Here is a 12417-nt window from a genome sequence, read left to right as displayed (position 1 = left end):
TCTAGTTTGGAATGATTTTAAGATGAGCGCTTGCTGGAAGATCGTCATTTTTGCCGGGCATTTGCTCGAAAAATCGGCTTATCCGCGGCCCTCTTCCTGCATCGGAGTGCGGCTCGGCGGCGCTCAGCCCTTGCGCTGCATACGGCAGAAGAAAAAGCCGTCCGTATCGGTCGAGGCTGGCGTCAGCGTGACCGTCAGACCGTCGGAAGAACGCGGACGCGGCGCGTCCTTTCCGAAGAGGCCGTCCCAGGCGGGCAGGGCGCTGACGATCTGGAAATCAGGATTGTCGGCCGTGAAGCGGCGCACTTGTTCCTCGTTCTCCTGGGGCAATACCGAGCAGGTGACGTAGATCAGTTCGCCGCCTGGCTTGACGAAACTGCTCGCCTGGGCGAGCGCGTCCTGCTGCTGGGTCGTGCGTTCGTCGAGGTTCTTCGCCGTGAGCCGCCATTTTGTATCGGGGCGGCGGCGCCATGTGCCGGTGCCGGTGCAGGGCGCGTCGACCAGCACTTTGTCGCAGCGCCCAGTAAGGCCGGAAAGCCCCCTAGCGTCGTCATGCACCTGGACATTGCGCGTGCCCGCCCGCTTCAGCCGCTCGATGATCGGGGCCAGCCGCTTACGGTCGGCGTCATAGGCGTGAACCTGTCCCTTGTTCTGCATGGCCGCCGCCATGGCGAGCGTCTTGCCGCCGCCACCGGCGCAATAGTCGAGCACCTGTTCGCCGTCTTTGGCGAGCACGAGGTCGGCGACGATCTGCGATCCCTCGTCCTGAACTTCGAACCAGCCCTTCTGGAACGAAAGCTCGGCTGTCACGTTGGGAAGACGCGAGGCGCCTTCGCCGGCGGCAATCCGGATGCCGTAGCGAGCGATCTTCGCAGCCTGCGCGCCCGATCTTTCGAGCGCCTTGACGGCCTTGTCGCGGGAGGATTTCAGGATGTTGGCGCGCAGATCGAGTGTCGGGCGGGCAGCGAGCGCCTGGGCCTCGGCAAGCCAGCCGGCGCTGAAAGCCTGTTCGAAGGAGGATTGGACCCATTCGGGAATATCGCCGCGGATATGCGGCGGCGCATCGTCGAGCGAGCGGCTTTCGAAGGCCGCGACGGCATCGGCCGAAAGCCGTGGCGGCGCGAACTTGTCATCGGCCAGGGCCGCGGCAAGACTATCGGGCGTGAAACCCCATTGGCGGAACATGACGGCATGGGCAATCGCTATGGCACTGTCGTCATCCATCAGCCAGGCATGGGAAAGCCGCATGCGCAGGGCGTCATAGACGATGTTGCCGATGGCGGCGCGATCGCCGGAGCCGGCGAAACGATGCGCAAGGCCCCAGTCCTTTAGCGCGTCGGCGACAGGCCGCTTGCGGGCATCGATGTCCGCGAGCACAGAAATCGCCCCTTCGAGGCGGCCGCCCAGACGCATTCACAAGTCTCCTGTTGCCATGCCTGCTAAGGATCCGTCAGCCGCGACAGTCGCGGAAGGGATTGTTCACAAGTCTCAACCGCGTGGTAACCGCGATTGGCGGCAAGAGCAAGCGCCGCTGACGGTGCAGCCGGTCGCAAGCTATTCGGCTTAGCTGATCACCTGGTAGCAGACCTTCGCCGTGCCGGAGCTCACCATGCCGATATTCTGTGCAGCGGCGCGCGACAGATCCAGCACCCGGCCGCGGATGAACGGACCGCGATCGTTGATGCGAACGACGACGGTGCGGCCATTGTTGCGATTGGTGACCTTGACCTTGGTGCCGAAAGCCAGCGAACGATGTGCAGCAGTCAAGACGGCAGGGTTCATACGTTCCCCGGAAGCAGTTTTGGAGTGGAGTGCGTACCATGAAGCACCGCCACAGCCATTTCCAGCAAAACTCTCCGCCGGAAGCAAGCAAGAGCAGGCTGCAATAGTTGCGGCAGCGATAATAGAACGGCTTATTTTCTTCAAAACAGAGTATCCCTCAACTATTGAACTCAACGCCCTTGCAGGCGGCGGGGCTTAAATCCGCCGAAAAATGGCGAAAAAGTGCCGTATGCGATCACGGAATATTACAGTCTGTAATATTTGCGAGGTCATTGATAAAAGATGAGAATTTGCCGCGTATGGCAGGATGTGGAAAAACCGCAATGAAATCAGCTAAAATTCAAATGATTTTTCCGAGGAAGCCTTAAGCGTCGCGGCCTTCACAAAAATCACGAAATATTTTTTCTGACTTCGCCATATTTCACGCCACATTTGCGCAAATTCAAAGGCCGTTAACCATGATATGCGGCGAGAATTGTTCTGCCAACTGCAGAAAGTAGGAATTTCCTACTCAATTTGGGTGATAACCCGTCACCAGCAGCGGCGGCGGATTTAACCGTGCCAGCGTCCGTCCTGCCACAATTGCGCAAGGGACATCGGGTAGTCAGGGAAGGCGAATTTGAAGCCGGCGGCCCTGAGTTTTGCATTCGAAACCCGCTTGTTCTCGCCGTAAAAGGAGCGCGCCATCGGCGTCAGTTCGGCGGTTTCGAAAGCCTGTTCCGGCGGCGGTTCGACCCCCATCAGCCGTGCCGCCTCGACGATGACATCCTGCGGCGGGCCGGGCCTGTTGTCGGTGACATTATAGATGCCGCAGAGGCCATGCTCCGACAGAAAGCGGGTCGCAGCCCCGATATCCTCGACTCGGATGCGGTTGAACACCTGGTCCTTCTTGATCAGGCGCCGCGCGGTCCCTTTTTGCAGATTGCAGAAGGCGTTGCGCCCTGGCCCGTAGATGCCGGAAAGGCGAAGCACTGCCGCCGGCACTCCACGCTGCCTGCCTATTGCCAGCCAGCCCTCTTCCGCTTCGAGCCGCTCCTTCGAGCGCCCGGAGACGGGCACGCAAGGTGTTTCCTCATCGATCCAGGCGCCCTTGTGATCGCCATAGACGCCGACGGTGGAGAGATAACCGATCCATTCTAGGCTGGATGGCAGGCTTGCGCGGTCTTCGTGCAGCCGCCGCAGCAGCGGGTCGCCTTTTCCAGGCGCGATCGACTGAACGAGGTGGGTGACGCTTCCCAAAGCCCGGCGCAAGTCGTCGCCCAAGGTCTCGCCGTCGAAAAGGAAGGCTTCAACGCCGCTTTGCCGGAGCGCCCCCATCTTGTCGGCCGAGCGCGTGGTGCCGGAAACGCGCACGCCTTCGCCGGCGAAGGCCTTGGCGATCGCCAGGCCGGAAAAACCGCAGCCAAAAATCATCACATGCATCAACCCACTCCCGCCAGCCGCCATTCGTTCAGGACGTCGCCATCGCTCTCACCGGCTCTTTGTGCGGCAAGGGCGGAGAATTCGCCAGCCGCCATGAGCCGCGAAAGCGCCCACACCGCCATCCCCCGCACCACCGGCGAGGTATCGTCCGCGAGAATGCGACATTGGGCGATGAGAGCCGTCTCGCCGGAATTGCCGGCAGCGATCAGCGCATTGCGGACGAAGCGATCGCGCCCGATCCGCTTCACCGGCGAGCCGCTGAAAAAGGCTCGGAAGGCGGCATCGTCAAGCGTCAGCAGAAAGGCGATGGACGGCTCCTTCAGATCGTCCCGCGCCTGCAGCTTCATCTCGGAGGCCGCACTTGCGAATTTGTTCCAGGGACAGGCGGCAAGACAGTCGTCGCAGCCATAGATGCGATTGCCGATCAGTGGCCGTAGCTCAGGGTCGATCGGCCCCTTGTGTTCGATGGTGAGATAGGAGATGCAGCGCCGCGCATCGATCTGATAAGGCGCCGGGAAGGCGGCCGTCGGGCAGGCGTCGAGGCAGGCGCGGCAGGAGCCGCAATGATCGGTCTCCTCAGCGTCGACGGCAAGATCGGCGGTGGTGAAAATCGTACCGAGAAACAGCCAGGAACCGTGGGCGCGGCTGACGAGGTTGGTGTGTTTGCCCTGCCAGCCTAAGCCGGCGGCCGCCGCGAGCGGTTTCTCCATCACTGGCGCCGTATCGACAAAGACTTTCACATCGGCGCCGGCCCGCGCCGCAAAACGCGTGGCGATCTCCTTCAGCCGGCCCTTGATGACGTCGTGATAATCGCGATTGCGGGCATAGACGGAGATCGCCGCTTTCTCCGGCTTGTCGAGGATGCCGCGTGGATCTTCCTCCGGGGTGTAGTTGAGACCGAAGACGACGACGGATTTCACATCGCTCCAGAGGGTGCGCGGATCACCACGCCGGTCGCGCGTCTCCGCCATCCATTCCATCGTCCCGTGGCGTCCGGCATCGATGAACTCGCCGAGACGCTGCTTCGCCTCCGGGATCGCATCCGGACGCGTGATGCGGCAGAGATCGAAGCCCTTGGCGGCAGATTCCGCCCGCACGAACTCGGTCAAATTGTCGCGGCGGCGGCGCTCTTTGTCATCTCTATCGGCTTCGGGCATGGAGAGCCCTCGTCAGAAATCCAGATCGGCATAATGGGACACCGGTGTCAGGCCACGCACCCGCTCGGTCAGCATCGGCCGGAAGGAGGGGCGCGATTTCAGCCGCTGATACCAGTCCTTGACCACGGGCGCATCCGCCCACTCGATCTCGCCGAGATAATCGAGGATCGAAATCGAGGCGGCGGCGGCAAGGTCGGCATAGCTCATCCGCTCGCCCGCCAGCCATTGGCGCGAGCCGGCAAGCCAGGTGAGATAGCGCATATGCTGGCGGATATTCGCGCGGGCCGTGCGCAAAATCTTCGAATCCGGCGCTCCGCCGCCCTGATCGGCGGTCATCTGCAACTTGTAGACACGCTCGCGGGCGAGCGGCTTGGTTACGTCGTTTTCCATCTTCTGCATGAACCATTCACTCAGCCGGCGAATTTCCGCCCGCTGGAAAGGGTCCTCGGCGAGCAGCCGCCGGTCGCGCTTCAACACGCCATGCGTCTCGTCCAGATATTCGGAAATCACGGTGGCGCCGCAGAGCGCCCGCATGCTGTCGTCGACATAGACCGGCAGCGTACCGGCCGGGTTGAGCGCCAGGAAATCCCGGCGCTTTTCCCATGTCTGCTCCTCGATCAGATCCGCCTGATAGCCGTATTCCGCCAGGATCAGCCGGACGAAGCGAGATGCGGATGACATGGGATGATGATAAAGCGTGGGCATCGATACTCGGGCTTTGTGATTGCTGTTACAGGACTGTGTGGCGGCTCGATTATAGCGCCCTAGTCATGACTCATTGGTTGAAGCTATAGGAGCTTGGCCCCGCCAATACAAGCGAATCGGATTTTACGCCATCCGACGATGGCGAACACGGTCTAACGAACGAATGGAAGCGGCGGCCCGATCGGCCCAAGCGCTCAGGCCCGCCCGCATTTTAAACCGGAGACAATGTATGGATTATATCAATGCCGCACTTCTCGGTGTCATCGAGGGGATCACCGAATTTCTGCCGATCTCGAGCACCGGCCACCTGATCATTGCCGAGCAATGGCTCGGCCACCGGTCGGACATGTTCAATATCGTCATCCAGGCCGGCGCCATCCTCGCCGTCACAATCATCTACTGGCGCCGATTGCTGGATCTGGTGCTTGGCTGGCACGAGCCTGCAAATCGCGATTATGCCGCCAAGCTGATCGTCGCCTTTCTCATCACCGCAATCCTCGGGCTCGTCGTCAAGAAGCTCGGCTTTGAGCTGCCGGAGACGGCAACGCCGATCGCCTGGGCGCTGATCATCGGCGGTATCTGGATGATCTTTGCCGAATGGGCTGCGGCGCGCAAAGCCCCCCATAAAGAGATCACCTGGCTCGTCGCCATCCTGGTCGGCATCGCCCAGATCGTTGCCGGCATCTTCCCGGGAACCTCGCGCTCCGGCGCCACGATCTTTGTCGCCATGCTGGCCGGCACCGGCAACCGCGCCGCCGCGACCGAATTCGCCTTTCTCGTCGGCATACCGACAATGTATGCGGCGAGCGGCTATGAATTGCTGAAGACGTTTAAGGATGGCGGAGCGGCAAACGAGGATTGGACCGCACTCGGCATCGCCTTCGTCGTGTCTACGATCGTCGCCTTCATCGCCGTCAAATGGCTGCTCGCCTATATCAGAAGCAACCGCTTTACGCTGTTTGCCGTCTACCGCATCATTCTCGGCGTCCTGCTGCTCGGCATGGCCGCAACCGGCCTGATCGCCTGAGGCATTCCCACTGCATTGCATTCGCGCAGCTCGCGCGGATGCAAATGCTCTGTCGGACTTGGCGAGCAAACGCCCGATTCCCGGCAGCCGCCGATTTTTCAGATAGGCAATATTGAGAAATTAAGCGCCCGCTGTTTTTAAAGCCGGCAAGACCAAGCGTTCATTTGGCCACGTCCTGCTTCAGACGCTCCGCCCGCCGCTTGTCTTTTAAGGCCGGCACTGAAGCCGGCCGCTCGTCAATGGCTGATCGAGGCCGTCGAGCAAGGATCGACGCCGTAGGCCGGCGAGCATCCGCCCTTGACCGCTGCGACCGAACCGGACGCAACGAAGGAGCCTGCAAGGATAACCAGCGCCGCACACGCAAACAGGAGCGCGATTGACTTGCCCATCGAGAAATGCCTTTCACAGTGATTGCCGCACGTGATCCCAAGCGTTGAGTCCGTTGGAAGACGCGCGGGTTTGGTAGTCAGTGGAATGGCAAATAGCAATAAATGTTCCTGCTAAATTTGGCGTTAATTTCACAAATTTTCCGATGCGTCTTTTATGCAACTGCACTTCATGACCGGCACAACAACATTTCAAACTTGCGCCAGCTTTGCTTGAGGCGACAAAGGAAAACGCCGCCCGCGTTATGCGCGAACGGCGTTGTTTCAAAAGTTCAAATTGTTCAGGCGGCCTTGCCGGTGCCCGTGTACTGGCCGTGCGGGCGATAGTGGACGAGATAGGAGCCGAGCACCGATGCCGGCATGGTGGGCGCAATCCCGAGGCCCTTCAGCGTGCGGCCTTCCGCTTCGGCTTCTGCGGAGACGACGTTGTCGCGCTTTAGCAAACGCACCTGGTCGGGGGTGATCGGCGGCGTGATGAAGGGGATCAGCGAGGCGATGCTGCCGATCATCGACGCAATGCCGAAGGGCAGGGAGACCAGCGGGTTCTTGCGGCTCGTCACTTTCAGCATCATCTCGAGACATTCGCGGAAGCTCAGCACCTCGGGCCCGCCAAGCTCGTAGATCTTACCGCCGGCGACCGTACCGTCGACGGCGCGGGCGACGGCCTCGGCGACATCCTCGACATAGACGGGCTGGAATTTCGTCTTGCCGCCGCCGACCAAAGGCAGGACCGGTGACATGCGGGCCATGTCGGCAAACTTGTTGAAGAAGCTATCCTCCGGGCCGAAGACGATCGACGGGCGGAAGATCACCGCATCGGGCTTGACGGAGAGGATTGCTGTTTCGGCACGGCCCTTGGTGCGGCCATAGCCGGAGTCGGAATTGGCATTGGCGCCAATCGCCGAAATATGGGCGAGCGTGGCGCCTGCGCCGCGTGCCGCTTCAGCGACCGCACGTGCGCCGAATTCCTGCACGGCGTCAAAAGTGTTGCGGCCGGTCTCGTGCAGAATGCCGACGCAGTTGACGACGTGGTCGGCACCGTCGACGGCGCGGTCGATCGAGTTGCGATAACGCAGGTTCGCCTGGACGAAAGAGATCTGGCCGACATTGCCGAGCGGCTGCAGAAAGCCGGCGAGATCGGGGCGGCGCACGGCGACGCGGATGCGGTAACCGCGCTTGGCCAGTGCCCGGACCACGTGCCTGCCCACGAAGCCGGATCCTCCGAATACGGTGACGAGCGGCGGCAGGTTGGCAAGGGTCATGGCAGGTTCCTCGAAAGGCTTGGCGGGATGCTGTAACGGTCCCCGTCTTAGCCCAATCGCGGCGCGACGGGAAGGCCTATCGCGCCGTCAGTTTTTTGGCGATGCGAGCAGCTTAGACGCCTTCGACGACGACCATTTCCGCATCCGCCACTTCCTGGCGTATTTTGGCGGCGATCTGGTATTCCGGCGAATTGTAGCAGTCGACCGCATGCTGAATCGAGGGGAACTCGATCACCACGTTGCGGGCTCGCGCCGTGCCCTCGAGTTCGGTGAAAGCGCCGCCGCGTGCAAGGAAATTCGCCCCGTATTTTTCGAAGGCCGGTTTGGCCGCCGCCACATAATCCTTGTAGCGCTCGGCATCGCGAACGTCGACGCGGGCGATCCAGTATCCCTTGGCCATGATCTTCTCCCTTTTGCGTTGGTTTCCGTCAGCGGTTTGCCGGCCAAAGCGCGCCGACCATCTCGTTGAGCACGGCGCGGGCGGCCGCTCGCGGATCGGGCGCCTTGACGATCGGCCGGGCAACGACCAGATGCGTCGCTCCCGCCTTCAGCGCGTCGAAAGGCGTCATCACCCGCTTCTGGTCGCCATGGTCGCTGCCGGTCGGGCGAATGCCGGGGGTGACGATCGCCATATCAGGCCCGACGATTTCGCGCACCTCGGCGGCTTCGGCCGCCGAACAGACGATACCGCCCATGCCGGCGGCGCGCGCCTGTCCGGCGCGGCGCAGCACCAGGCTGTGCGGATCCTGGCTGTAGCCGGCGTCAGCCAGGTCTTCGGCATCCATCGAGGTCAGCACGGTGACGCCGAGCAGGCAGAGGCCGGAGCCGGCCGCCGCCTCGACCGCCGCCTTCATCGCCTTGGGATAGGCATGCAGCGTCAGCATCGACATGCCCATTTTGGCAATGTTTTCGACACCCGAGGCAACGGTGTTGTCGATGTCGAGCAGCTTCATGTCGAGAAAGATCTTCTTGCCGCTGGCGGCAAGGTCACGGGCGAATTCGAGGCCGCCGGCAAAGACCAGCTGATAGCCGATCTTGTAAAAGAGAATGTCGTCACCGAGCGTGGAAACCAGTCTTTCCGCCTCGCCGATCGTTGAAACATCCAGGCCGACGATCAGCCGCTCGCGTGCGTCCATTTCAACTCACCCCCGCCAGTCTTCGATGGGTGTCCAGTCGCATGTCAGGGCCAGATCCGCAAGGCCGAAAGCATAGAGATTGCCGCCGCCGGGCGGCTGGTCACGGTCGCGGCCGATCGGCCTGCCGGCCAGATGGCATTTGAGCAGCGTGCCGACGCCGCCATGGCCGACGAAGGCGATCGGGGCTGTCGCATCATGTGTGGCAAGAACGGTCCTCACCGCGTCGACGATGCGGGCCTGCGCGTCGACGGCGCGCTCCCAGCCTTTGAAGCTCTCTTCCGGGTGGGCGAAGAACCAGTCGGCCGCTTCTTCGAATTGCGGCGGCGGCAGGAAGCCGGTGGCCGAACGGTCGTTCTCGTGCATGCCGTGGACGACCTCGATCGTCACGCCGGACGCTGCCGCCAGAATTTCGGCCGTCTCGATCGCCTTCGTCTCGTCGCTGGAGATGATGCGCCGCAATTGCCTGGCCCAGCCGCTCTCGACCGCCTTGTGCGCCCGCGCCGCGCCAAGATCGGAAAGCCCCCATTTCGGCACGGGCACGTTGGCATCGATCTTGACTTGCGGATGGGTGATGTAGATCCCGAACATCTTAGCCGCGCCGGTAGATCCAGAGCTGCGCCGGTGGAATGTTGCGCATGACGAAATCGAAATGCTGGATGTGGTAGCGGTCGGGATTGGCGGCGATCGGCGAGATCGCGCCGTAGGAGATCTGCACCACCGGCCGGCCGGCCGGCAGGCGGTCGAGCAGGCTTTCGAGCAGCGAGACGCGCATCGCCATCGGGAAATTCAGAAGCGGAATACAGGAGATGACGCAATCGAACGTCCGGTCGCCGAATTCACCCAGCGTGGTCTTCAGATCGAAGGCATCGCCGTTGATAAAGTGGACACCGGGATAGGCGCGAAGCAGATGCTGGTGGAAATCCGTCGAATATTCGATCGCGACCAGATTGTCGGGCTTCACGCCGCGGCCGAGGATCGCCTTGGTGATGGCCCCGGTGCCCGGCCCGAGTTCGAGCACCGGCAGCCCCGAATGCATGTCGATGACGCTTGCCATGCGCTTGGCGGTGATCGAGGAGGTCGGCACAATCGAGCCCACCGTCTTCGGCCCCTGCATCATGCCCCGGAAGAAACGGATTTCCTCATCGAATCTCTTCCCTAGCTGTTCCTTCACCTTGACCCTTAAGCGCATTCTCCACCCATCCGCATGTTGATCGACTGTCTTAATATGCTGCTTGTCGCTGTCGGGACAAGGATTTTCGCAACAAGGACATCGGCGTCAACAACTCATGCGGCTTTCGGCGCGGAACGCGGCATGAGGTCGGCAAGCCTTTGGCTGAGGTGATCGGCGTCGACCGGGGCGCGCAGCTTCTTGTCGGTATTGTCGAAATAGAGATAGACGTCGCGGCCCCTGTCGGCCGCGGCGAGCGGCGCCAGCACCCGCGTCGCATTCTTCGGCTCCCCGCCGGTTGCCCAGGCGCGGATGCGCTCGGCCCATAGGTCGAGTGCCTCGTCCTCATAGCCGCTGACATAGAGTTGTTCGGAACCATGCAGGCGGCAATAGATGAAATCGGCAGTGATATCCATCAGCAATGGCCATTCCACTGTGTCGGCGCAGACGAGAGCGACATTATGTCGCCGGAGCATCTCGACGAAGGCGGGTGAGCCGAAGCTGTCGTGGCGGATTTCGAACGCGTGGCGGATCGGCTGATCGCCGTCGCTTCGAAGCCAGGCCCGGCCTTTGACATGACCGTCATGCCGCTTGGCGAGGGCGGTCGCCGCGTCGCGGTCCTGCGGCAGCAGCGCCAGGAAATTCTCGAAAAGATCGGCATCGAAGGCCATGTTCGGCGGGAATTGCCAGAGGATCGGCCCAAGCTTGGGGCCAAGCCGCAGCAGGCCGGAGGCGAGAAAATTGGCGAGCGCTGTCTCGATCCCGCGCAGCCGCAGCATATGAGTGATGAAGCGCGGTCCCTTGACCGCGAAGACGAAATCGTCGGGCGTTTCGTCGCGCCAGCGGCCGAAGCTTTCGGAACGCTGCAGACTGTAGAAGGTGCCGTTGATCTCGATCGACGGGAAGTGCCGGGCGGCGTAGGAAAGCTCCTGCTTCTGCGGCAGGTCTTCCGGATAGAATTGGCCGCGCCAGGGCGCATAGGTCCAGCCGGATACGCCGATGCGCACCGTTCCCGCCTTTTTCATCATCGGATCCTCCGCTTTTGACAGGAGGAAAAACGGAGGCGGGCGGCCTTCGTTCCCGTCAGACGCGCATCGGCATCAGCACGTAAAGCGCGTCGTCGCCGGCCGTGTCGCGGATCAGCGTCGGCGAGCCGGCATCGGCAAGCAGGAAGATCGCTTCCTCGCCGGAAAGCTGCGCGGTGATATCGAGCAGATATTTGGCATTGAAGCCGATTTCCATCGCATCCGTATCGTAGCCGACGGCGACTTCTTCCGTAGCGCTGCCGGAATCGGGATTGTTGACGGTCAGCATCAGCTGTCCCTCGGACAGCGCCAGCTTCACGGCGCGGCCGCGTTCGGAGGAAATGGTCGAGACGCGGTCGACGGCCTGGGCGAAGCTCGTGCAGTCGACGCGCATTTCCTTGTCGTTGCCGGTGGGGATGACACGCTGGTAATCCGGGAAGGTGCCGTCGATCAGTTTCGAGGTCATGACGATCGAGCCGATGGTCAGGCGGATCTTGGCATCGGAGACCTCGACGGTCACCGTCACCTCCGGATTGTCGACCAGCTTCTGCAACTCGCCGACCGTCTTGCGCGGGATGATGATGCCGGGCATGCCTTCGGAGCCGGAGGGCGCATCGACATCGGCGCGCGCCAGCCGGTGGCCGTCGGTGGCGACCGCCCTCAGCTTCAGGTCGCCCTTGCTCTCGATCGTATGGAAGAAGATGCCGTTGAGATAATACCGCGTCTCCTCAGTCGAGATCGCAAACTGGGTGCGGTCGATCAGCATCTTCAGATCGGTCGCCTTCAGCTTGAAGGAGTGCGTGAAGGTACCGGCTGTCAGATCAGGGAAGTCCGATTCCGGCAGGCACTGCAGCGAGAATTTCGAGCGGCCGGATTGCACGGTCATCGAGCCTCCATCGCTGCTGGTGGCCAGCAGAACTTCCGAGCCGTCGGGAAGCTTGCGCACGATATCGTAGAGAAGGTGGGCCGGAACAGTGGTGGCGCCTGCTTGTTCGACACTTGCCGGCGTTGCCTCGGTGATTTCGAGGTCGAGGTCGGTCGCCTTCATGTCGAGGTTCTGACCGTCGGCCTTGAGCAATACGTTGGACAGGATCGGGATCGTGTTACGACGTTCGACCACGCGGTGCACGTGGTTCAGCGATTTCAACAGGTTTGACCGCTCAATAGTAATACGCATGGAATGCTACCGCTTTCGACCGTGACTGTCCGGGCGCATCGAGCACCCGAGGAATGCTTTCCCGGCCTGAGACCGGGGGAGTGGACGGGCAAAATGGCAGACTTCAGCATCGGATTGCAAGAGGCATGCAGGGCCGATCGCCTGCATTTGCGGTTTTCCAGAGCAATTCT

At 61.8% G+C, this 12417-nt stretch carries 14 protein-coding genes; 1 reads left to right on the top strand and 13 read right to left on the bottom strand.

Translation table 11 applies throughout. The annotated features are described in order from the left end of the window. Positions 1-123 precede the first annotated feature (123 nt). The 5 genes from FFM81_RS19555 to FFM81_RS19535 all read right to left on the bottom strand — a co-directional run bounded on the left by FFM81_RS19555 (position 124) and on the right by FFM81_RS19535 (position 5066). Positions 124-1413: an RsmB/NOP family class I SAM-dependent RNA methyltransferase gene (locus tag FFM81_RS19555; RefSeq protein WP_138385389.1), complete on the bottom strand. Its 1290-nt coding sequence runs from the start codon at positions 1411-1413 to the stop codon at positions 124-126. 150 nt (positions 1414-1563) lie between these two features. Then, positions 1564-1926 carry a septal ring lytic transglycosylase RlpA family protein gene (locus FFM81_RS19550; RefSeq protein ID WP_003570918.1) on the bottom strand — a complete coding sequence of 121 codons (363 nt, stop codon included), beginning with the start codon at positions 1924-1926 and terminating at the stop codon, positions 1564-1566. A gap of 408 nt (positions 1927-2334) precedes the next feature. Continuing rightward, a complete protein-coding gene (locus FFM81_RS19545) occupies positions 2335-3204 on the bottom strand; it encodes an SDR family oxidoreductase (RefSeq protein ID WP_138385390.1) in 870 nt (289 codons plus the stop codon). Then, the gene (gene queG / locus FFM81_RS19540; protein WP_003570915.1) at positions 3204-4361 is read right to left on the bottom strand and encodes a tRNA epoxyqueuosine(34) reductase QueG; all 1158 of its coding nucleotides are present in this window, start codon (positions 4359-4361) and stop codon (positions 3204-3206) included. Before queG ends, FFM81_RS19545 begins: the two co-directional genes overlap by 1 nt. A 12-nt stretch (positions 4362-4373) precedes the next feature. Beyond that, positions 4374-5066 carry a glutathione S-transferase family protein gene (locus FFM81_RS19535; protein ID WP_003570914.1) on the bottom strand — a complete coding sequence of 231 codons (693 nt, stop codon included), beginning with the start codon at positions 5064-5066 and terminating at the stop codon, positions 4374-4376. Between the two features lie 229 nt (positions 5067-5295). Here FFM81_RS19535 and FFM81_RS19530 point away from each other — a divergent pair, with 229 nt between their 5' ends. Further along, positions 5296-6093: an undecaprenyl-diphosphate phosphatase gene (locus FFM81_RS19530; RefSeq protein ID WP_003570912.1), complete on the top strand. Its 798-nt coding sequence runs from the start codon at positions 5296-5298 to the stop codon at positions 6091-6093. A 236-nt stretch (positions 6094-6329) separates the two neighbouring features. Here the strand turns inward: FFM81_RS19530 and FFM81_RS19525 are convergent, their stop codons facing one another. From FFM81_RS19525 to dnaN, 8 genes are all read right to left on the bottom strand, one after another. Then, positions 6330-6482 (bottom strand): hypothetical protein, encoded by a 153-nt coding sequence (locus tag FFM81_RS19525; protein ID WP_003570911.1) that lies wholly within the window; start codon positions 6480-6482, stop codon positions 6330-6332. Positions 6483-6760: 278 nt separating this feature from the next. Further along, positions 6761-7741, bottom strand: a complete 981-nt coding sequence (locus FFM81_RS19520; protein WP_003570910.1) for a complex I NDUFA9 subunit family protein — start codon at positions 7739-7741, stop codon at positions 6761-6763. Positions 7742-7853: 112 nt separating this feature from the next. Then, positions 7854-8141 (bottom strand): DUF1330 domain-containing protein, encoded by a 288-nt coding sequence (locus FFM81_RS19515; RefSeq protein ID WP_025417573.1) that lies wholly within the window; start codon positions 8139-8141, stop codon positions 7854-7856. A gap of 28 nt (positions 8142-8169) precedes the next feature. Next, positions 8170-8877 carry an orotidine-5'-phosphate decarboxylase gene (pyrF, locus tag FFM81_RS19510; RefSeq protein ID WP_025417574.1) on the bottom strand — a complete coding sequence of 236 codons (708 nt, stop codon included), beginning with the start codon at positions 8875-8877 and terminating at the stop codon, positions 8170-8172. Between the two features lie 6 nt (positions 8878-8883). Next, entirely contained in the window at positions 8884-9465 is a 582-nt protein-coding gene (locus FFM81_RS19505) for a histidine phosphatase family protein (protein WP_003570905.1), read from the bottom strand. Position 9466: 1 nt separating this feature from the next. Next, a complete protein-coding gene (pmtA, locus tag FFM81_RS19500) occupies positions 9467-10066 on the bottom strand; it encodes a phospholipid N-methyltransferase PmtA (protein WP_003570903.1) in 600 nt (199 codons plus the stop codon). Positions 10067-10161: 95 nt separating this feature from the next. After that, the gene (locus FFM81_RS19495; RefSeq protein WP_003570901.1) at positions 10162-11073 is read right to left on the bottom strand and encodes a DUF72 domain-containing protein; all 912 of its coding nucleotides are present in this window, start codon (positions 11071-11073) and stop codon (positions 10162-10164) included. Between the two features lie 55 nt (positions 11074-11128). Further along, entirely contained in the window at positions 11129-12247 is a 1119-nt protein-coding gene (dnaN, locus tag FFM81_RS19490; RefSeq protein WP_003570899.1) for a DNA polymerase III subunit beta, read from the bottom strand. Between the last annotated feature and the right edge of the window lie 170 nt (positions 12248-12417).

The sequence above is a fragment of the Rhizobium hidalgonense genome (assembly GCF_005862185.2).
Taxonomy (GTDB): Bacteria; Pseudomonadota; Alphaproteobacteria; order Rhizobiales; family Rhizobiaceae; genus Rhizobium; species Rhizobium hidalgonense.
Note: the sequence above shows the minus strand (reverse complement) of the source record. Positions and strands in the feature narration are given on the sequence as shown.